Source organism: Bartonella sp. CR84HXZ (assembly GCF_042194535.1).
Classification (GTDB): domain Bacteria; phylum Pseudomonadota; class Alphaproteobacteria; order Rhizobiales; family Rhizobiaceae; genus Bartonella; species Bartonella grahamii.
Genome location: NZ_JBHIMY010000009.1, coordinates 31511 through 53453 on the forward strand (window position 1 = coordinate 31511; position 21943 = coordinate 53453).

Genomic DNA, 21943 nt, shown 5'->3' on the forward strand with positions numbered 1-21943 from the left:
ACAGATAATTTAGATGACTATTATCAGCTAGGAAGCATAAATATTCTTTTATGTTGATATCATGCGTTTGGCAAGTAACAATGTAAATCATGTATAATGATAATGTCTTTAATGACCTTAATTTCGTTTTTGGGTGTTTATTTAGCTTTTATTGAAAAATAGAGAATAAATTGGTGTATCGTTTTTATATAACCAAGATAAATTATTACAAATGTAATGTAGAGTATTTTGCTTATGATAAGAGTTTTCTTTACCAAAAAGCTGAAAACAGCTTATGGGAATGTTATTGTGCTTGTCACATACTTTTTATTATTATTTTTGCTATTCCAAACCAGTGTTCAAGCCGCAGATCCTCTGAGACTTATTAATTTTCGAACCATTGGTGATAGTGTTCATACGCGTATTATTGCGGTTTTCAATTCAAAACCAAATGTTCGTTTACAGATTTTGGACAGGCCAGCACGGTTGGTTATCAATTTACCTACAATTGACTTTTCGATGCAAAATACGCCTTTAAAGAAACAGAATACATTATCCGTTATGCTTTCAGATGTGCGTTATGCTTTTTCTGACATACAGACTTCACGCATTATTTTGACAAGTAAAACGGCCTTTGTAATTGAAAAAAGTGTCGTAAAAAAATTAAATAATGATTTATGGCAGTTGCTGATTGATATTCGTAAAACTACACTAGAAAAATTTGATGAAATATTAAAAAAACAGCAAAAAACCAATTTTGATACAAAAACGCAGTTAATGCCAGCATATAATTTCCGTGTTGTTCTTGATCCTGGTCATGGTGGTATTGATGGCGGTGCACGGGGTGTTACTGGAGTTTTAGAAAAAGATGTGACTTTAGACTTTGCGCGTGCATTGCGAGACGAATTACAAAAGGATTCTCATATTACTGTTGCTTTAACGCGAGATTCCAATATTTTTTTAAGACTAAGTGAAAGAGTTAAAAAAGCGCAAGAGTTCGATGCTGATCTTTTTATATCTATTCATGCAGATACGATTGATCTACATTCTCTTCGCGGTGCTACAGTGTATACCATATCAGACAAAGCCTCTGATGCCATTGCAAAATCTTTAGCTGAAAATGAAAATAAAGTTGATTTGCTAGATGGTTTGCCTGCAGATGAAACACTCGAAGTTACAGATATTTTGATGGATCTTACACGACGTGAAACACATACATTTTCGGTTAATTTTGCAAATAGTGTTATTTCAAGTTTATCAAAGAATCATATTAACTTGATTAATAACCCACATCGGTATGCTAATTTTCAAGTTTTAAGAGCTTCAGATATACCCTCCGTCTTGATAGAGATAGGTTATTTATCCAATAAAGAGGACGAAAAGTTATTAAATGATCCTCATTGGAGAAAACAAATGGCAGCCTCTATTGCTCATTCTATTCGTCAATTTGCTCATTATAGGCAGAAAATGATACAGCCTCTTTAAATTTGTGAGAAAATAGAGTATCAATATGGGGTTCTAGTGTACCTTAGTATAAATAAAAGATAGAAAACAATTTCTCTTGATCTCAATCTTGTGGTGATATCCGCTTGGTGTGTTTGAAGTAACGTGTTTTTTCTTTGATTAATTCTTAAGAAAGCGATAGCCGTTTTTATGATGATTTTTTTAAGATATCTTCTTCGTTTTTTTGTTGCTATTGGACTTTGTGGAGCAATAACGTGGGGTGTTATGACCAGTGGTCAAGCAAATGCACTCCCTGATTATGAAGTTCTTTCACTTTATGAGCCGCCGGTAATGACCCGCGTCCATGCTTCTGATGGCCGTCTTATGGCAGAGTTTGCAACAAAACATCGCCTCTATTTACCAATTCAATCAATACCAAAGCTTGTTATAAATGCTTTTATTTCGGCTGAAGACAAAAACTTTTATCATCATTTTGGTTTAGATCCCGAAGGACTTTCTCGAGCTTTGATCAATAATATTCGTAATATTGGTTCTGGAAGACGTCCAGAGGGTGCATCAACTATAACGCAACAAGTCGCTAAAAACTTTCTTTTAAGTTCAGAAACAACGTTAGAGCGTAAATTTAAGGAAGCTATTTTAGCAATGCGTATTGAGAAAACTTATTCAAAGGATCATATTCTCGAACTTTATCTCAATGAAATTTATTTGGGTCGTGGTACTTATGGTATAGCCGCTGCTTCTTTGACCTATTTCAATAAATCCGTCAATGATCTGACGCTAGAACAATGTGCTTATTTGGCTGCTCTTCCAAAAGGGCCAGCAAATTATGATCCATTTAAGAATACACAACGTGCTATTGATCGGCGCAATTGGGTTATAGATCGGATGATTGCAAATGGATATGTAACGCGTGAACAAGGTGAAAAAGCGAAAGCTAAACCTTTAGGAGCGACAATACGTGGGAGTGATAGCTATGTTTTTGCGGCTGATTATTTTACTGAAGAAGTGCGACGTCGTTTAATACATCGCTATGGGGCTAAGACACTTTATGAAGGTGGGCTTTCCATTCGTACAACGCTTGATCCACATTTACAACTTATTGCACGACGTGCTTTGCACGCTGGATTAATTAGATTTGATCATTCGCAAGGATGGCGTGGAGCTTATGCGCATATCGATGAAAAAGGTGATTGGGGAATAGAACTTGCAAATATCACGGGGCTAAGTGATGTTCCTGAATGGCGTTTAGCTGTTGTTCTTTCTGCTAATCCCAATAAAGTAGAGATTGGTTTACAGCCACAGCGCGAAGCTTCGGGTATATTATCAAAAAAACGGGAAATTGCTGTTTTATCTGAATCTGATTCAAAATGGGCACTCCATGTTGTAAAGGAAAATGGTTATCGAAAAACTGTTCAGAACTTATCTCATGTTCTGCAAGTTGGGGATGTCATTTTTGTTGAAAAACTATCCAATACAAACAACACTTATCGTTTACAACAAATTCCAAAGGTTGAAGGTGCAATTGTTGCTATGGAACCTCATACAGGGCGCGTTCTTGCTATGGTGGGAGGATTTTCTTTTGCTGCATCTGAATTCAATCGTGCAACCCAAGCTTATCGCCAACCGGGATCTGCTTTTAAGCCTTTTGTTTATGCAGCAGCTCTTGATAATGGGTATACACCAGCATCCGTTGTTTTAGATGGCCCCATTGAAGTTCGTCAATATAATGGGGAAGTTTGGCAACCCAAAAATTATGGTGGTACCTTTGCAGGACCTTCAACGTTGCGTTATGGTATTGAGCGTTCTCGTAATCTTATGACAATACGGCTTGCCAATGATATGGGAATGCCTCTTGTCGCTGAATATGCAGAACGCTTTGGTATAGTGGACAAATTGCAGCCTTATCTTCCCATGGCTTTAGGGGCTGGTGAAACAACAGTATTACGAATGGTTACAGCTTATTCAGTTATTGCCAATGGGGGACGCTCTATTAAGCCTTCTCTGATAGACAGAATTCAAGATCGTTATGGAAAGACAATCTATCGTCATGATGATCGTATTTGTGAAAATTGTAATACGCCTTCATGGAATAATCAACGTGAACCCACATTGATTGATGAGCGAGATCAAGTTCTTGACCCTATGACAGCTTATCAGATTACCTCCATGATGGAAGGGGTTGTTCAGCGTGGTACTGCAGCACGTTTACGTTATCTTAATCGACATATTGCCGCTAAGACAGGGACAACCAATGACTCTAAAGATGTCTGGTTTATGGGATTTACTCCTGACATTGTCGTTGGTATTTTTATCGGCTACGATCAACCTGCTCCATTAGGATATAATGGAACCGGAAGTTCATTAGCTGCACCTATTTTTGGTGAGTTTATGGCAAATGCTCTTAAAGGAAAGCCAGATGTTCCCTTTAAGATGCCAAAGGGTATGATTTTAATGCCAATTAATCGGAAAACAGGAATGCTTGCGGAAAGAGGAGATCAAGATGTCATTATAGAAGCATTTAAACCAGGGACTGGTCCTGCTGATATATATCAAGTTATTGGGAGTACAAATTCTTTTCAAGAAGGTGTTCCTGCAGTAACTACTTCTCCACAAGTCAATAAAGCTCTTGAAAGTGGGACAGGTGGGCTGTATTAATCAACAAAATCTCCTTTCGCCATGAGTCTATAGTTTTTATTTTTTTTACAGTGTCGGTCCTGTAAATAGAATGATAAGTCCGTGCTATTCCCTCACAGCAGCTATCAAATTTGTATAAAATTCTAGAGACATAACCAGAAAGAGTGTTAAAAAATACGGTGTTAAATTATGCGAGCAGAAATAGAAACATTAGTTGATGAAATCCAGAAAGCAATTCAATTGCTAAGGGGGCATCTTTGACTGGGATCAATCACTAAAACGTCTCGAATATCTTAATCAAAAAGCGGAAGATCCGTCATTATGGGATGATGCACAACAAGCACAGGATATGATGCGTGAGCGTCAACGTCTTGATGATTCAATCAATGGTCTTTTATCATTTACAAAAACACTTGAAGAATGCATTGAGCTTATCGCGATGGGCGAAGAAGAAAGTGATGTTGAAATTATCGCTGATGCAGAAAATTCAATACGTAATCTTAAAAATGAGATAGATAAAAGGCAAATTGATGTACTTCTTTCAGGAGAGGCGGATCCGAATGATACCTATTTAGAAGTTCATGCTGGAGCAGGGGGAACAGAAAGCCAAGATTGGGCTTCTATGCTCTTACGTATGTATATGCGCTGGGCTGAACAGCATGAAATGAAGGTTGAAATTTTAGAAATTCATGATGGAGAAGAAGCAGGAATAAAGTCAGCGACTATTCTTGTAAAAGGGCATAATGCTTATGGAATGTTAAAAACAGAATCAGGCGTTCATCGCTTGGTTCGGATTTCTCCATTTGATTCGAATGCAAAGCGCCATACCTCTTTTGCAAGCATTTGGGTTTATCCAGTTATTGATGACAATATTGAAGTTGATGTTTCAGAGGCAGATGTGCGTATTGATACATATCGTGCATCAGGAGCAGGAGGACAACATGTTAACACGACAGATTCCGCTGTTCGCATCACACATATAAAAACGGGTATTGTTGTTCAATGTCAAACAGAGCGTTCTCAACATAAAAATCGCGCTACGGCTTGGTCGATGTTGCGTGCACGGCTTTATGAAGAAGAGCTTAAAAAAAGAGAAGAAGAAACCAATGCTGCTGAATCTTCTAAAACAGAAATCGGATGGGGACATCAAATTAGATCTTATGTTCTTCAACCCTATCAGCTTGTCAAAGATTTGCGTACAGGGATTGAAAATACGGATCCACAATCCGTACTGAATGGTAATTTAGATGCATTTATAGAGGCAGCACTCGCACGGCGCATTTATGGACAAGACAAAGAAATTGAGGATATTCGTTAATTATATATCCTTCCTTCAAGCCATGTAGATTTTTTTCTTAAGTTGTTTGTTTTATTGATGTTGTGATATTACGATAGTTCTTGATACTTTAAAGGTTCAAAGAGGGATTTTCTTGTTCCTTTCTTCAATTTTTTCTCACACGCCAATCCTGCTTATGATATTGCAAGTGATAGAAAGCTGAAATAAGAAAAATTTGCGATATTCGGAGGACTAATATAAATATAAAACAATTCATTATCCTTATAAATCAATATATTGTAAAAATTGAATCCATTGAAAAACTAAAATCAATTCGGAGGATGACTTTTGCTTTTTAAGATAAATCAAACACTCAATTTATAAGTTAGCGTTATGATGTAAAAGTGTTGCAGTAGCTAAAACATTTTCAGCATGCCCAGATACGCTTACTTTGCGCCATTCTTCTGCTATTATTCCATTTGCATCAATTAAAAAAGTGCTCCGTTCAACACCCATATATTTGCGTCCATACATGCTTTTCTCAACCCAAACACCATAAGCTTCGAGGGTTGTTTTTTCTTCATCAGAAACCAAGATGACATCAAGTTCATATTTTACTTTAAATTTATCATGTTTTTTTACATTATCTGGAGAGATTCCAATAACAGCAACACCGATTTCATCAAATTTCATCTTTAATTTTGTGAAATCAAGTGCTTCGCTTGTGCAACCGCTGGTGTCATCTTTTGGATAAAAATATAAAACAACAGGTTTTCCTTTAAAGTCAGAGAGACATACTGTCTCTCCTCCATCGCGAGGCAAATTAAAATCAGGAGCAAGAGCACCCTTCATTGATCTTGTCATTGTTTTCATCTTTCTTGTGTAATAAGTATAAGATATCAGAGTACACAGAAGAAAAGAACTATTCAACTCTCTAGAATATTATTGTTTTTAAGAGACCTTTATTTTCCTAACAAAACTCGCTCTATCACAACGATTGGATTGAAAGAACAAGATCGGCGTGAACAACATAAACAAAACAACAAAAGATTATACTGGTTTTATCACAACATGTTTTTTCTTACCGAAAGAAAGCTTAATGATTCCTTCCGCACTGACATCCCCTTCAATAATAAGATGTGTTTCATCCTCAATAATTTGATCATTTACACGTACACCTCCACCTTGAACGTGTCGGCGTGCCTCACTATTAGATTTAGCGAGTCCTGCTTGTACTAAAAGAGTGAGCAATCCAACACCTTTTTTTAATTCTGAGGCATTAATTTCAACAGTTGGAAGATTTTTTCCCAGAGTTTTTTCTTCAAACGTTTTGCGAGCAGTCTCTGCTGCTGCATTGGCAAGAGCACGTCCATGCAACATTGCTGTAACTTCTGTTGCAAGAATTTTTTTTGCTTCGTTAATTTCTGTCCCTTGTAGTACAGAAAGTTTAAGAATCTCATCCATTGGCAATGGGGTATAGAGCTTTAGAAATCGTATTACATCAGCATCTTCTATATTGCGCCAATATTGCCAAAATTGATAAGGTGAAAGCATATCCGCATTCAGCCATACAGCCCCATTCAATGATTTACCCATTTTGGCACCGGAAGAGGTTGTCAACAATGGTGATGTTAACGCATATAATTGTGGTGTTCCTAAACGATGCCCTAATTCGATTCCGTTAATAATGTTGCCCCATTGATCAGAGCCCCCCATTTGCATACGCAACCCATAACGTTTATAAAGTTCAACAAAGTCATAAGCTTGCAGAATCATATAATTAAACTCTAAGAATGACAAAGAGTGCTCACGCTCAAGTCTGAGTCTGACAGAATCAAATGACAACATACGGTTGACAGAAAAATGTTTTCCCACATCACGCAAAAATTCTAAGTAGTTTAAATTGCATAACCATTCAGCATTATTCACAATACAAGCATCATTTTCTCGGTCACCGAATGTCAAATAGTTAGCAAATACCTTTTTAATACCATCGATATTTGCAGCAATATCATCTTGTGTCAGAAGACGTCGCGCTTCATCTTTGAAGGAAGGATCACCGATTAATCCGGTTCCTCCACCCATTAAAGCAATGGGACGATGACCCGTTTTTTGTAACCAATAAAGCATCATAATCTGAAGAAGACTTCCAGCATGTAAACTCGATGCTGTTGGATCAAATCCAATATAAGCGCTTACAGTTTCTTTTGAAAAAAGATCATCTAAGCCTTTTTCATCTGAAATTTGGTGGATAAAACCACGTTCGCTCATAATGTGTAAAAAATCAGATTTAAAGGCAAACACAGATTCAATTTCCTAATTTTAAGAGTGCATTCATTTCATATAATAGGTGATTATATGATGGAGCGTTATCTATCATAACTGATGCACACATCACAAGAGAAAGAGACATATTGATAATATAAAGATAATAATACAGGTATTATTTCCTTTTTACGCTAAAAAAGAGATTTCTAGGTGATAGAAAAAATGCATTCTGTTATTCTCATTTCTATCCTAGAATAAAATTTAGAAAAGTTTTAAGTACAGACTAAAAAAATTACTTTAGTTATGATCAAAGACGATTTTTTCTGATTTTTTATAAATCCATCGTGTTTTCCTAAATTAGTGAAAGTATTTCAGGAGGAGGAGCGAGAAGTTCATTGGTGATATGGTTATCCAAATAGTGGGCACATCGTTCAATAAGTTCTTCATGACATCCACTGAAAAAGTGATTAGCCTCTTCCAATATTTCTTGTGTGATGATGATTCCTTTTTGTGTTTTCAATTTATCGACAAGTATTTGAACATCTTTTGGGGGGGAAACTTTATCGATACCGCCATGAATGATAAGTCCAGAAGATGGACAAGGTGCAAGAAATGAAAAGTCATAAACATTAGGCTGAGGGGCAACTGAGATAAATCCCTCAATTTCCGGTCGGCGCATTAAAAGCTGCATACCAATCCATGCTCCAAATGAATATCCTGCTACCCAACAATTTTTAGAGTCTGGATGTTGTGTTTGCACCCAATCGAGAGCAGCAGCAGCATCTGAAAGTTCTCCTATTCCATAATCAAATTCACCCTGACTACGACCAATACCACGAAAGTTAAAACGTAAAGTTGTAAAGCCACGTTGTTGGAACATATAAAAGAGGTCATAGACAATTTTATGATTCATAGTTCCACCAAATTGGGGATGAGGATGCAAAATGATCGCAATGGGTGCATTTTTTTGTTGTGAAGGTTGATAACGCCCTTCGAGCCGACCCGCGGGACCGTTAAAAATAATTTCTGGCATAAAATGCTCCTTAAATGCAATAAAAGGCTTTCATTGACCTTGGTCGACTTTTACCATAGAATCTCTTAAATAATTATTAGATATTCTTTTTTTAGTGCACTTTTCAAGAAAATTGCGCTATTTTTTTAATCAATTCATAAGATTAATGATTGCGATGTAAAATGGTTATAAGACGCCGATATTTTGATCATAACGCAACAACACCGCTCAAAAAAATGGCACGGATGGCGTTAGTGGAATCTTTAGAGATATTTGGTAATCCATCATCGGTTCATAAGGAAGGGCGTGCGGCTAAAACCTTGTTGCAAAAGGCACGTCGACAAATCGCTGAAAATCTTAAAACAGATCCAGATCACGTGGTATTTACCTCTGGTGCGAGTGAAGCAGCGATGACTTTGTTAACACCCTTTTACAATATGGGGAATGCAAAAGTTCAATTTTCTCATCTTTACCTTGGAGCGACTGAACATCCCTCTGTTGCAGAGGGAGGGCGTTTTTCTAAAGAATTGATAAGCGTCATTGCTGTTGATCAAGACGGGCTCATTCAACAAGATAAATTAACATCACTCTTAACGGTTCACGATAAAACAAAAGGTTTACCTCTTGTTGCTATTCAAGCTGCAAATAGTGAAACGGGTGTTATTCAACCGTTAACAGAAATCGCCGCTATTGTTCGGGATTTAGGAGGTACTCTTATTGTTGATTTGACACAATATGTCGATAAAAATTTCGTGGATATTAATCAGCTAGGAGGAGATTTTTTTATACTGTCTGCACATAAAATTGGTGGTCCTAAAGGAATAGGTGCTTTTGTTTCATGTGGTAATCTTCTTATGCCACAACCTCTTATTATTGGGGGAGGACAAGAAAAAGGTCTCCGTGGAGGAACAGAAGCATTGCCCCTTATTGCTGCTTTTGGGGCAGCAATGGCTGATTGTTTCACACAGGAAGAAATAAAACAGTTAATATATTTACGCAATAAATTAGAAGATGGACTACAAAAAATAAGTAAAAATGTTGAAATTTTTGGCAAAAGAGTTCAACGTTTGCCAAATACAACTTACTTTACCGTGAAAAATATAAAAGCTGAAACGATGCAAATTGCTTTTGATTTAGAAGGGTTTTCTATATCATCCGGCTCGGCTTGTTCTTCGGGAAAAGTAAAACAAAGCAAAGTGTTGGAGGCAATGGGGTATCATGTTCCAAATGGTGCCATTCGCATTTCGCTAGGGCGGGACACAACTTCTGAGGATATTGATGATTTTCTATCGTTTTTTTCTCAAATTATAAGCAAGAAAAAAGGGTAAGATTTATCATCAGAAAGTTATAAAATTAGAATTATTTTAAAAATAAGATAAGTTTGATTGAAATTTTTGCACTTTACCTATAGCCTAGGAAATAACTTGCTACTTTAATCTTGTAAAAAAACAAGACTTTTAGTTACCGGTTTTTGACGCCAATAGTTACCGGTTTTTGACGCCAAAAAATGGAGAAAATTGATGCCGGCAGTACAAGAAACAATACGCCAAGTACGTGAAATAGATGTTGACCAATATAAATATGGTTTTGAAACCAATATTGAAACAGATAAAGCTCCAAAAGGCTTAAATGAAGATATTATCAAATTTATTTCTGCTAAAAAACATGAGCCTGAATGGATGCTAACATGGCGCTTAAAAGCTTACCGACGTTGGCTGACAATGCAAGAGCCTCATTGGGCGCGTCTTGAATATCCTAAAATTGATTTTCAGGAGCTTTATTATTATGCTGCTCCAAAAAATCATACAGGACCAAAATCTTTGGATGAAGTGGATCCTGAGTTATTAGCAACGTACGAAAAACTTGGCATTCCCCTTAAAGAACAAGAGATTTTGGCAGGAGTAAGAAAACAGTCTGATCCCTCTACTTTCGATGACAGTATGTCTGTATCGGGGCAGGTGGCTGTTGATGCAGTCTTTGATTCTGTTTCTGTTGTAACAACATTCAAAAAAGAGCTGGCACGTGCTGGTGTGATTTTTTGTTCTATTTCAGAGGCGATTATTGAACATTCTGAGCTTATTAAGGAATATTTAGGAACAGTTGTACCTATAAGTGATAATTATTATGCGGCCTTAAATGCAGCTGTCTTCACAGATGGTTCATTTGTTTATATTCCCAAAGGGGTTCGTTGTCCTATGGAGCTTTCAACTTATTTTAGGATTAATGAACGCAACACTGGCCAATTTGAACGAACATTGATTATCGCCGCTGAAGATTCCTATGTTTCTTATCTTGAAGGGTGTACAGCACCCCAACGTGATGAAAACCAACTTCATGCGGCTGTCGTTGAACTTATTGCCCTTAAAAATGCAGAGATTAAATATTCTACAGTACAAAACTGGTATCCTGGCGATAAAGATGGAAAGGGCGGTATTTATAATTTTGTGACGAAGCGTGGAGATTGTCGAGGTGATAGCTCTAAAATCTCATGGACACAAGTTGAGACTGGTTCTGCGATTACTTGGAAATATCCATCCTGCTTACTCCGTGGTGATAATGCGCGTGGAGAATTTTATTCTATTGCTGTTGCAAACGGTCATCAACAAATTGATTCCGGTACAAAAATGATTCATTTGGGAAAAAATACATCCAGTCGTATTATTTCCAAGGGCATTTCTGCAGGTTTTTCAAATAACACTTATCGAGGACAAGTTACAGCACATCGAAAAGCACAAAATGCGCGTAATTTTACGCAATGTGATAGTTTGTTAATCGGAAATGATTGTGGTGCGCATACAGTTCCTTATATTGAAGCAAAAAATGCAACAGCTCAGTTTGAACATGAAGCCACAACATCAAAAATTTCTGATGACCAACTTTTTTATGTTATGCAGAGAGGAATTCCCGAAGAAGAAGCTATCGCATTAATTGTAAATGGTTTTGTAAAAGAGGTCATTCAAAAACTTCCCATGGAATTTGCTGTCGAAGCACAAAAGCTTATTGGTATCAGCCTTGAAGGTAGTGTTGGATAATTTATTGTAATTAGATAAATAGAAGACTTGATGTAAAAGGGCTGTAACAGTAGCAAATAATGCTAAAAATGACCTCTATGGTAATTACAAAAGTAGATGGATGCTAAGGCAAAATAATACGCATTGGTATCTGAAAAACAGCCAAAACAGGATTAAATTATGTTAGAGATAAAAAATTTGCACGCCCGTATTGCTGGGACCGATACAGAAGTTATTCGTGGTTTAAACTTGACAGTTCAAGATGGAGAAGTTGCCGCTATCATGGGACAAAATGGAGCCGGAAAATCAACTTTGTCTTATTTGCTTGCTGGTCGTGATGATTATGAAATAACAGAAGGAGATATTCTCTATAATGGAAAATCGCTTTTAGAAATGGATCCAGCAGAACGTGCTACATATGGTGTTTTTCTTGCATTTCAATATCCAATGGAAATACCAGGGGTAGCAACGATGGAATTTTTAAAAGTTGCGATGAATTCTCAACGCAAAGCGCGTGGTGACAAAGAGCTTAAAATTCCTGAATTTATAAAATGTGTTAAAGAAGTTTCAGCCAAACTTGAAATAGATATGGATATGCTAAAGCGTCCATTAAATGTAGGTTTTTCAGGTGGAGAAAAAAAACGCGCTGAAATTTTACAAATGGCACTTCTTGAACCTAGACTTTGCATTTTAGATGAAACGGATTCTGGTTTAGATATTGATGCATTAAAAATTGTTGCAGATGGTGTTAATAAACTTCGGGATTCAAAACGTTCATTTTTGGTGATTACCCATTATCAACGGCTGCTTAATTATATTATTCCTGACACGGTACATGTTCTTTATAAAGGACAAATTATTAAAAGCGGAGATAAATCCTTAGCGCTTTATTTAGAGCAAAATGGGTATGCTGATCTTATCAGGGAAGCGGTTTGAGGTTATTGAATATGAATACACAGCAAAACTTGTTAGCAGTTGAAGAAAATATACTCAGTAATTTCAATCAGTGTGTAAACGACTTACCTGGTGATAAAGCTGTACAGGAAATCCGCAAGAAAACTATTGAGCAGTTTCAAACAACACGGCTTCCTTCCCGTAAAATCGAAAGCTGGCATTATACCAATCTGCGTACCTTACTGAAATCTATTAGCAACTTTTCACAAGTTCAAGACAATCAATTGGTTGATGCATTGCTTTCAGAAAGTGCTGTTTTCTCCATAAACAATGGAAAAACATCGATAGAGTCAAAGGTAGACAATATTACAGTAAAACGCCTTTTAGACGCATTAGAAGATAATTCTGTACAGATAAATCAAAACATTTCTGATGAGGATTTTATTGGACAGTTAAATACAGCTTTTGTTACAGATGGTTGGCTTTTTCACATCCCTGAAAATACAAAGTTAAATATACCCATTGAATTACAAAATATACAAATGGGGGGACAGTCTCATATTTTTTCGGATATAAAAGTTGATAAAAATAGTCAAGTTATGTTTATTGAACATCAGATTGGCAATGATAAAGATACCTTTATCAGTTCAATATTTTCATTAAATGTTGCTGCTGATAGCGATGTTACGTGGATTCTCATTCGCAATCGTGATTTTAATTCTACACAATTTGGTCGATTTTGTGCTGTTCTTGATCAAAGAGCGAAGTTATCACTTTATGTCATTAATATAGGGAGCCAATTAAATCGCCAAGAAGTCGATATTGAATTACAGGGAGAAGAATCTGATTTTCAATTACGCGTTATAAATTTATTATCAGGACAAACACATAGTGATCTTACAATGACTGTTCGTCACGTGGAAGAAAAATCAACATCAACCGAAATTATACGCAATGTGGTTACAGATAAGGCTGTTGGTGTTTTCCAAGGAATAATACGTGTGTCTCAAAAAGCGCAAAAAACAGATGCACGCATGGCTTGTAATAGCCTTATTCTTTCAGATGATGCAGAATTTAATGCAAAGCCTGAACTGGAGATTTTTGCTGATGATGTTGCATGCGGTCATGGTGCAACAGTTGCTAATATTAATCATGATTATCTTTTTTATCTTATGGCGCGTGGTATCCCATTTAAAACGGCGCGTGCACTTTTGATTAAAGGATTTATCTCTGAGCTCATTGATGAGATCAAGCAAGATAATATTCAAATTGCTTTGGAGAATATCATTAGTAAATGGCTTGCAAAAAATGTTTAAGGTAAAAAAAATGGAAAATAACGTAAAAACATTTACTTATAATGTCGAAGAAATTCGGCGTGATTTTCCTCTTTTGCACCATCAAGTTTATGGAAAGCGATTAGCATATCTTGATAGTAGTGCTTCTGCCCAAAAACCAATGTCAGTACTCAATGCAATGAATAATTATTATCACTATAGTTATGCTAATGTGCATAGGGGAATGTATTTTTTAGCCAACATAGCAACACAATCATATGAAAATTCTCGTGAAACCGTTCGTGTTTTTCTAAATGCTCAAAAAGCTGAAGAAATTGTTTTTACGAAAAATGCAACAGAAGCTATTAATACCGTTGCTTATGGTTGGGCTATGCCCAAACTCAAAGAAGGTGATGAGATTGTTCTAACGATCATGGAACATCATTCAAATATTATTCCTTGGCATTTTCTCCGTGAACAAAAAGGTGTGAAACTTATTTTTGTTCCTGTAGATGAAAATGGTGTTCTGCACATTGAAGATTTCCAAAAGGCTTTAAGCGAAAAAACGCGGCTTGTTGCTATTACGCATATGTCCAATATATTAGGAACTGTACCTCCTGTTAAAGAGCTTATTAAGCTCGCACATCAAAATTCTATTCCTGTTCTTGTTGATGGTTCTCAAGGAGCAGTACATTTAACCGTTGATGTGCAAGATCTCGATTGTGATTGGTATGTCTTTACAGGTCATAAGCTTTATGGTCCCACCGGTATTGGTGTTTTGTATGGTAAGGAAGATAGATTAGAAGAAATGCGTCCTTTTCAAGGGGGAGGGGAAATGATCGAGGAGGTAACAACCGATAAGGTTTTTTATAATGCTCCTCCTTACCGTTTTGAAGCAGGCACTCCTCCTATTGTTGAAGCTATTGGATTAACTGCAGCTATTGATTATATACAAGAGAAAGGTCGTAGCACGATTCATGCCCATGAGAGGTCCCTTTTAGCTTATGCGCAGGAAAAACTTAAAATGGTTGAGTCATTGCGTATTTATGGTCATTCTCCCAATAAAGGAGCTATTATATCATTTACAATTGAAGGGATTCACGCCCATGATATCGCTATGTTTATTGATAGAAAAGGAGTTGCAATACGCGCGGGAACTCATTGTGCACAGCCTTTATTACAGCGCTTTGGTCTAACATCTATTTGTCGGGCATCGTTAGCCATGTATAACACTCAAGAAGATGTAGATCAATTAGTAGAAGCATTGAAAGAAACAAGGACATTTTTTAATGGCTGAATCAATTGAAAAGCGTCATTCTACAGAATCTGTTGAAACTATAAGCGAAAATAAAAAATCTTATATATCAGCAATTCCAGCAGATGAAATTGATCGTATGACGAATGATATTATTGCTGCTCTCAAAACAGTTTATGACCCAGAGATTCCTGCTGATATTTATGAGCTAGGACTGATTTATCGTATTGATATTGAAGATGATCGTTCAGTAAAAATTGAAATGACTCTTACAGCACCGGGATGTCCTGTTGCTGGTGAAATGCCGGGGTGGGTAGAAAATGCAGTCAGTGCAGTTGAAGGGGTTTCGTATGTTGAAGTCACTATGACTTTTGATCCACCATGGACACCTGATTGTATGTCAGAAGAAGCTCAAATTGCTGTCGGATGGTACTAAAAATATTGTTAAGAGACTCTAATTTAGCCATTCATGAATAAGCTGTTTACTTTTCACAAGCGTTTAAATTTAAGGACAATCGCATGAGTTATAATAAACAAAAATTAGAACTTAACTGGATTGGAAAAGAAAAACGCCCAAAACTAGAGCCTCGTATCTTATTAGAAGATCTTGAAAAATCTTATCACGCTTCGCATCAAATATCATCCCAAGATATTTTTGATAATAAACTTATTTTTGGTGACAATTTGCTCGCACTCAAAGCGCTTGAACAAGAATATATGGGGAAGGTAAAATGTATCTATATCGATCCGCCTTATAATACAGGTAATGCTTTTGAACATTATGAAGATGGTTTAGAGCATTCCATATGGCTAAGTCTTATGAGAGACAGGCTAGAATTGTTACATCATTTACTGGCGGATGATGGAAGTATCTGGATTTCCATTGATGATGATGAACAAGCTTATCTTAAAGTGATGATGGATGAAATTTTTGGTCGCCAAAATTTCATCAACAACATTATTTGGCAAAAAAAATTTGCTCCGCAGAATGATGCAAAGTGGCTTTCAGACAATCATGATTTCGTGATAGTTTATGCCAAAGATAAAACGATTTGGCGCCCTCAATTGCTTCCTCGTTCAAGCGATATGGATGCGCGCTATAAAAATCCTGATAATGATCCGCGTGGGTTATGGCAATCTGGAGATTTGTCCGTAAAAAGAGTAACGCCTAAGGATATTTATGAAATCATCACACCTTCTGGACGCAAGGTGATGCCTCCTAATGGTAGAAGTTGGGCTATAAATGAAAAAAAATTCTTTGAATTATTGAAAGATAATCGTATTTGGTTTGGAACAGATAATAATGGAGTGCCACGTATTAAGCGTTTTTTATCAGAAGTAAAAAATGGTATGGTTTCAATGACGATTTGGCCCTACACAGAAGTGGGACACAACCAAGATGCCAAAAGAGAAGTCAAAATTTTTAATTCTGATAGTGTCTTTACAACTCCCAAACCTGAGCGTTTAATGGAACGCATTATTCAACTTGCCACTAATCCTGGTGATCTTGTACTGGATTCTTTTGCTGGTTCTGGCACAACCGGTGCTGTTGCTCATAAAATGGGAAGAAAGTGGATTATGATTGAACTTGGTGAACATTGTCACACCCACATTATCCCTCGTTTAAAACAAGTCATTGATGGAACTGATCAAGGGGGAATTTCCAAAAGTGTCAATTGGCAAGGTGGCGGTGGATTTCGCTATTATCGCCTTGCACCTTCTCTGTTACAAAAAGATCCATGGGGACAATGGATTATTAGTCGCGAATATAATGCTGCGATGCTTTCAGAAGCAATGTGCAAACATATGGGATTTACCTACGCACCTGATGAAAATCATTATTGGATGCAAGGGTATTCAACCGAGACAGATTATATTTATGTCACAACAAGCGCTATGACCCATGAACAACTCCGTATAATGAGTGAAGAGGTAGGCTCTCACCGCACGTTGCTGATTTGTGGGACAGCCTTTGATACAAAATCAGCATCCTTTGAAAATCTGACACTCACTAAAATCCCCCGTGCAGTATTAGAAAAATGCGAATGGGGAAGGGATGATTACAGTTTAAATGTAGCCAATCTTGAACCAGTGATTGTGGTAAAAGAAAACAACAAAAATAAAGATATTGCGCAAGCAGAATTAGATTTATTTGAATAGTATATAAAAAGCGGAGTTTTTCATGAACACTGTTGAAAAAAGGATTTCTGCTCGCTTATCGTTACGTGATCCTCAACGTGAATCTTTAAATATTTTGGTAAAAATCTTAGAAAATATAGAGCTTTCTAAAAATGCTGATTTGGTTGCAGAGTTAGAAGTGATAAAAAATCTTTATCCTTCTGTACAAGATTTTGAACGAAACTTTCCCTCTTTTTGTTTTGCCTTAGCAACGGGTGTTGGGAAAACGCGACTTATGGGGGCTTTTATCAGCTATCTTTATTTAACAGGTCGCAGTCGCCATTTTTTTATTTTAGCGCCAAATTTGACTATTTATGAAAAGTTAAAACAGGATTTTAGTCCCCAAAGCCCAAAGTATGTCTTTAGTGGAATAAGTGAATTCATTGCCAATAGACCCGTTATTATTACAGGTGACGATTATGAAAGTGGTAAAGGTATTCGCGTTGATGAACACCACGTTCAAGGACAAAAGCGTTTGTTTGAGAATAGAGACACGGCCTTTATCAATATTTTTAATATTTCTAAAATTAATACAACAGATAACAAAAAAGGTGCATTAAAATCCAGTATTCCACGAATTAAACGCTTACAAGAAACGATTGGCGAAAGTTATTTTGATTATCTCGCAAATCTTCCTGATTTAGTTTTGTTAATGGATGAAGCACACCGTTATCGTGCTTGCGCTAGTGCGACGGCAATTAATGAGTTAAAACCTGTTTTAGGAATAGAGCTTACAGCGACACCAAAAACAATAGGTGCAAAACCCGTAGATTTTAAAAATGTTGTTTACAGCTATTCACTTGCAGAGGCTATGAGGGATGGTTTTGTAAAAGAGCCTGCTGTTGCTACGCGTAAAGATTTTCAACCTCAAAATTATACATCTGAGCAATTAGAACATATCAAATTACAGGATGCAATTCATGCCCATGAAAATGTGAAAGCAGATTTAGTTGCCTATGCCAAAGATTATAACAAAAAGTTCATTAAGCCTTTTATTTTAGTTGTCGCTCAAGATACAACTCATGCACAAAAACTACGGAATTTATTGGAATCAGATGATTTTTTTTCAGGTACCTATAAGGGAAAAATTTTAGAGATTCATACAAAACAGTCGAATATAGAAGAAGACCAAAATATTCAAAAGCTTATTGCAATTGAAGATTCTCATGAACCAACAGAAATTGTTATTCACGTTAATAAATTAAAGGAGGGGTGGGATGTTACGAATCTTTATACTATTGTACCGTTGCGTGCATCGGCTTCAGAAATTTTAACAGAGCAAACAATTGGGCGCGGATTGCGTTTGCCTTATGGGTATAGAACAGGCGTGGAATCTATTGATCGTTTAACAATTATTGCGCATGATCGTTTTCAAGATATTATTGATCGTGCAAACGATCCAAACTCAATTATAAAAAAGCATATTGAGATTGGAAGAGGGGGGGATGTACCCTCTGAAAAGTCAGATATTGTGACGGTTCCATGTCAAGTAGAAGCTTTATTGATGCAAACGATGGTAACACGTAATTCCGATATAAATGGAGCATCTGATTTACAAGGTATCATATTACGTAATACAGATTCCCCTACATTAACGCCTGAAGAGCAAGAAATTGCAGCGATCGCGTGGGATCTTATCAAAGAGAATGATAAATTGCCAAGTTCTCAAATGCTTTATTCTGCACCGATACAAGAAAAAATTGCTAATAAAGTTATGAATATTAAGCCTTCATCACAAAAGTCTCTTGTATCAAAAGTGGTTACAATTTTGACAAAAGAATTAGCAGAATTGATGATAGATATTCCCAATATTGTATTCATACCTTCGCGTGACGTGACTTATGGTTTTTCTGATTTCGATTTGAAAAATCTAGAAAGCTTAAATTTGCAACCTGTTAGTAAAGAACTTTTAATTCGAGAATTGCGTACCCATAAAAGTATTTTTCTCACTTCTAAGAATGAATATGTCAAAGAGCCTTACCTTGAAAACTACATCATTCGTGGTTTAATTGATAATGATTTTATCGATTATGATAGCCATACGCTCTTATTACGAAAATTAGCTGGTCAGATGGTAGAACATTTCCGATCTTATTTACCCAATGATACAGCTGTTGAAAACGTATTAATTCACTATCAGAATAAGCTTACTAATTTTATTGTTACGCAATTAAGAGAACATCAATGGGAAACGCAAAAAGATTATGAGGTTAAAGTGACACGAGGTTTTACAACTTTAACACCTATCCATTATGTGTTGCCGCAAGGGACGTCTCCTCTTGATTTTCGTAATATTCCTGCGATTAAAAGCGATATTAAAAAACTTGTATTCAGCGGCTTTAGAAAATGTTGTTATCCTTTACAAAAGTTTGATTCAGTAGAAGGGGAATTACGATTTGCTCAAATATTAGAGGATGATGTACAAGTATTGAAATGGATGAAACCCGCTCGAGGTTTTTTCAAGATAGAATATGATAAAGGATCAATCTATGAACCGGACTTTGTTGTAGAAACGAAGGATGCCAAATATCTTTGTGAGCCTAAAAAAGCCTCTGAAATGCAAAATCCTATTGTGTTAAAAAAGAGAGAAGCTGCAGTTCAATGGTGTTGTCATGCAACGCGCTATGCGGCTACTTCTGGCGGTAAAAAATGGTATTATATTCTTATTCCCCATGATGCTATTAAAGCAAATAGTAGTTTTGGAGGTTTGTGTGCAGAGTTTACCATTGCAGAATCTATACTTGAGAGCTCATAACTTTTTGCGTCAAAAATAGAACACATAAGTTTTTTAATTGACGAATGTGAGGTTCAATCAAATGTTTGAATAATTATTTTTAATTTTTTGCACTATCGCATCATTAATTTAAAAGTATTAATGGGTTCTTAAATCATAAAATTAATATTTTTTCTAACAACATTAAAATAAAAGGAAAAATGTATAGAAAAGTTACACAAGATTATGATTTTTTATGGGGATTTTTAGCACATTTACAATTTTTGATAAAAGTACAATCTTACTTTCCTTATGTGAAAAGATCTTTGAGTTTATAGTCACAAATTTAAAAAAATATTTTAATTTCATTGGGTAATTTTATAAATATGCTTTTTTAAAAAAACTTAAATAGTTTATTGTTCTTTCATTTAAAAACCCTGAATATAATGAAATACCCAGAGGATAAAAGGGGGGAGTTTTTCATATGACTTTAAATTTAACAAACACTGTTTTTAATTTTTTAAAGAAAAACCCGACAAAAAAATTTACAGCTCGAGAAATTGCTCAATGGATATTTGAAAATTACCCAGAAAAATGCCGTCAAAAACAAAAGAATTCAACGGCAATAATTACTCCCCTTAATAGTGATGCAGCTCTTATTCAGCAAATTGTTGCTGAAATAGGGGCAAAACGCCCTCAGTTACAAAAGCGTTATTCAGAAATTAAAACCACTGAAGGACGACCGCGACAATATTATTTTACTGAACAAACAGATAGTGCTGAAATTGATGCAATAGAGGACAATGCAAAGAGTAGAACAGAAGATGGCTCTGTTAAAGAGCATGATCTTTATCCATTATTATCTAAATTTTTATGGTCAGAATTTGCAGTTTATAGCAAACGCATTAATGAGAAATGTTCTCGTAATAAACATGGTGCAGGCGGAAATAAATGGCTTTATCCAGATCTCGTAGGAATGCAAGATTTAAGCAGTGAATGGAATCGTGAAATCAAAGATTGTGTTTTGCAATATTTTGATAAAAAAACGAAGCTTTGGTCTTTTGAAGTAAAAATTCTCATCAATCGTTCAAATTTACGAAAAGCATTTTTTCAAACAGTTAGTAATTCGTCATGGGCTAATTTAAGTTATTTAGTTGCTAGTGAAATTGAAGGAGTTGATACATTAAAAGAGCTTCGAATGCTTTCAAGTTTGCATGGAGTTGGATTTATAAGACTTAATAAGGAAAACTCTTCCGAGAGTGAGATTTTAATTCCTGCCAAAGAACGTAGTGATATTGACTGGGATACTGCTAATAGACTAGTGGAGGAAAACAAAGACTTTCTTGATTATATTAAGCTCATTCGTCAATTTTATCAAACTGGCGAGATGCGTCCACTAGACTGGGATCATATGTATCCATGAGAGGTATTTTAAAAAAGACTCTATTGTTTAAAAGCCTTTTTTTCAGAGTGATAAAAAAATACTCTAACTATTTTATTTGACTTATTATATTGATATAATATATTGATTTATAATGATAATTATTCATTTGTTTTAAACTTAAATGAGGGGGGTAAATATCCTAGCATTCAATCTTTTAAGACCACCTTATATTGATATTGTATCAATCAAAATTGTTTGCATGCATCTCATGAGTGGGCTTGAGTAGGGGAAGAGTAAAAATTCCGTTTTAGACCCGTTCTATTTTGTACGTGAGGCGTAATTCCATTAGATACTAGACTTAATAATTATAATTTATTACAAATTTGATATTTTAGAAAGTGAAATGCAATTTTCTTGCTTTGTTTACATCAAATATTGAAAATATTACTTCCTCATATTGAAGTCTTCTTACGGAGAATATACACTACTATTTCTTTAATTTTCATTGTTTTTCGTTTTGATTATTATTAAGTTTTTTGTTATCCAAATTAAACATTCAAAAAAAACTTTACTCTTATAAAATATTCACACAGTTTGCCAC

Annotated in this window: 15 protein-coding genes; 12 read left to right on the plus strand and 3 right to left on the minus strand. The window is 35.8% G+C overall.

Features of this window, described 5'->3' with window-relative positions:
* The first annotated feature begins 234 nt into the window (after positions 1-234).
* The 3 genes from ACFIKD_RS05550 to prfB all read left to right on the plus strand — a co-directional run bounded on the left by ACFIKD_RS05550 (position 235) and on the right by prfB (position 5395).
* Positions 235-1464 (plus strand): N-acetylmuramoyl-L-alanine amidase, encoded by a 1230-nt coding sequence (locus ACFIKD_RS05550; RefSeq protein ID WP_375647433.1) that lies wholly within the window; start codon positions 235-237, stop codon positions 1462-1464.
* 168 nt (positions 1465-1632) lie between these two features.
* A complete protein-coding gene (locus ACFIKD_RS05555) occupies positions 1633-4098 on the plus strand; it encodes a penicillin-binding protein 1A (protein WP_375628429.1) in 2466 nt (821 codons plus the stop codon).
* 168 nt (positions 4099-4266) lie between these two features.
* Positions 4267-5395 (plus strand): peptide chain release factor 2 gene (gene prfB / locus ACFIKD_RS05560; protein WP_015856374.1). Its coding sequence is split into 2 segments (ribosomal slippage): positions 4267-4335 and positions 4337-5395, totalling 1128 coding nucleotides; the frame shifts between segments, so codons are not numbered across the junction.
* Positions 5396-5731: 336 nt separating this feature from the next.
* On the opposite strand, the gene ACFIKD_RS05565 is transcribed toward prfB, so the two are convergent.
* The 3 genes from ACFIKD_RS05565 to ACFIKD_RS05575 all read right to left on the minus strand — a co-directional run bounded on the left by ACFIKD_RS05565 (position 5732) and on the right by ACFIKD_RS05575 (position 8654).
* Positions 5732-6217, minus strand: coding sequence for a peroxiredoxin (locus ACFIKD_RS05565; protein ID WP_375636110.1), 486 nt, complete (start codon positions 6215-6217; stop codon positions 5732-5734).
* Positions 6218-6403: 186 nt separating this feature from the next.
* Positions 6404-7657 carry a tyrosine--tRNA ligase gene (gene tyrS / locus ACFIKD_RS05570; RefSeq protein ID WP_375647434.1) on the minus strand — a complete coding sequence of 418 codons (1254 nt, stop codon included), beginning with the start codon at positions 7655-7657 and terminating at the stop codon, positions 6404-6406.
* A gap of 316 nt (positions 7658-7973) precedes the next feature.
* Positions 7974-8654 (minus strand): alpha/beta hydrolase, encoded by a 681-nt coding sequence (locus ACFIKD_RS05575; RefSeq protein ID WP_375647435.1) that lies wholly within the window; start codon positions 8652-8654, stop codon positions 7974-7976.
* Between the two features lie 161 nt (positions 8655-8815).
* On the opposite strand from ACFIKD_RS05575, the gene ACFIKD_RS05580 reads away from it, so the two are divergent.
* From ACFIKD_RS05580 to ACFIKD_RS05620, 9 genes are all read left to right on the plus strand, one after another.
* A complete protein-coding gene (locus ACFIKD_RS05580) occupies positions 8816-9961 on the plus strand; it encodes a cysteine desulfurase family protein (RefSeq protein WP_015856378.1) in 1146 nt (381 codons plus the stop codon).
* A 192-nt stretch (positions 9962-10153) separates the two neighbouring features.
* Positions 10154-11665, plus strand: coding sequence for a Fe-S cluster assembly protein SufB (gene sufB / locus ACFIKD_RS05585; RefSeq protein WP_015856379.1), 1512 nt, complete (start codon positions 10154-10156; stop codon positions 11663-11665).
* Positions 11666-11824: 159 nt separating this feature from the next.
* The gene (gene sufC / locus ACFIKD_RS05590) at positions 11825-12580 is read left to right on the plus strand and encodes a Fe-S cluster assembly ATPase SufC (protein ID WP_015856380.1); all 756 of its coding nucleotides are present in this window, start codon (positions 11825-11827) and stop codon (positions 12578-12580) included.
* An 11-nt stretch (positions 12581-12591) separates the two neighbouring features.
* Positions 12592-13854, plus strand: a complete 1263-nt coding sequence (gene sufD, locus ACFIKD_RS05595) for a Fe-S cluster assembly protein SufD (protein WP_375647437.1) — start codon at positions 12592-12594, stop codon at positions 13852-13854.
* A 10-nt stretch (positions 13855-13864) separates the two neighbouring features.
* Entirely contained in the window at positions 13865-15109 is a 1245-nt protein-coding gene (locus ACFIKD_RS05600; RefSeq protein WP_375647438.1) for a cysteine desulfurase, read from the plus strand.
* A complete protein-coding gene (locus tag ACFIKD_RS05605) occupies positions 15102-15503 on the plus strand; it encodes an SUF system Fe-S cluster assembly protein (RefSeq protein ID WP_375647439.1) in 402 nt (133 codons plus the stop codon). Before ACFIKD_RS05600 ends, ACFIKD_RS05605 begins: the two co-directional genes overlap by 8 nt.
* Positions 15504-15586: 83 nt before the next feature.
* Positions 15587-17227 (plus strand): site-specific DNA-methyltransferase, encoded by a 1641-nt coding sequence (locus tag ACFIKD_RS05610; protein WP_375647440.1) that lies wholly within the window; start codon positions 15587-15589, stop codon positions 17225-17227.
* A gap of 22 nt (positions 17228-17249) precedes the next feature.
* Positions 17250-20000 carry a DEAD/DEAH box helicase gene (locus ACFIKD_RS05615; RefSeq protein WP_375647442.1) on the plus strand — a complete coding sequence of 917 codons (2751 nt, stop codon included), beginning with the start codon at positions 17250-17252 and terminating at the stop codon, positions 19998-20000.
* 442 nt (positions 20001-20442) lie between these two features.
* Positions 20443-21381 (plus strand): COG2958 family protein, encoded by a 939-nt coding sequence (locus tag ACFIKD_RS05620; protein ID WP_375647443.1) that lies wholly within the window; start codon positions 20443-20445, stop codon positions 21379-21381.
* Positions 21382-21943 lie beyond the last annotated feature (562 nt).

Excerpts from the sequence above, each read along its gene's own strand:
- ACFIKD_RS05550 (WP_375647433.1), top strand. The coding sequence starts at position 235 with ATGATAAGAGTTTTCTTTACCAAAAAGCTGAAAACAGCTTATGGGAAT.
- ACFIKD_RS05555 (WP_375628429.1), top strand. The coding sequence starts at position 1,633 with ATGATGATTTTTTTAAGATATCTTCTTCGTTTTTTTGTTGCTATTGGA.
- ACFIKD_RS05565 (WP_375636110.1), bottom strand. The coding sequence starts at position 6,217 with ATGACAAGATCAATGAAGGGTGCTCTTGCTCCTGATTTTAATTTGCCT.
- ACFIKD_RS05575 (WP_375647435.1), bottom strand. The coding sequence starts at position 8,654 with ATGCCAGAAATTATTTTTAACGGTCCCGCGGGTCGGCTCGAAGGGCGT.
- ACFIKD_RS05580 (WP_015856378.1), top strand. The coding sequence starts at position 8,816 with ATGGTTATAAGACGCCGATATTTTGATCATAACGCAACAACACCGCTC.
- sufB (WP_015856379.1), top strand. The coding sequence starts at position 10,154 with ATGCCGGCAGTACAAGAAACAATACGCCAAGTACGTGAAATAGATGTT.
- sufC (WP_015856380.1), top strand. The coding sequence starts at position 11,825 with ATGTTAGAGATAAAAAATTTGCACGCCCGTATTGCTGGGACCGATACA.
- sufD (WP_375647437.1), top strand. The coding sequence starts at position 12,592 with ATGAATACACAGCAAAACTTGTTAGCAGTTGAAGAAAATATACTCAGT.
- ACFIKD_RS05600 (WP_375647438.1), top strand. The coding sequence starts at position 13,865 with ATGGAAAATAACGTAAAAACATTTACTTATAATGTCGAAGAAATTCGG.
- ACFIKD_RS05605 (WP_375647439.1), top strand. The coding sequence starts at position 15,102 with ATGGCTGAATCAATTGAAAAGCGTCATTCTACAGAATCTGTTGAAACT.
- ACFIKD_RS05610 (WP_375647440.1), top strand. The coding sequence starts at position 15,587 with ATGAGTTATAATAAACAAAAATTAGAACTTAACTGGATTGGAAAAGAA.
- ACFIKD_RS05615 (WP_375647442.1), top strand. The coding sequence starts at position 17,250 with ATGAACACTGTTGAAAAAAGGATTTCTGCTCGCTTATCGTTACGTGAT.
- ACFIKD_RS05620 (WP_375647443.1), top strand. The coding sequence starts at position 20,443 with ATGACTTTAAATTTAACAAACACTGTTTTTAATTTTTTAAAGAAAAAC.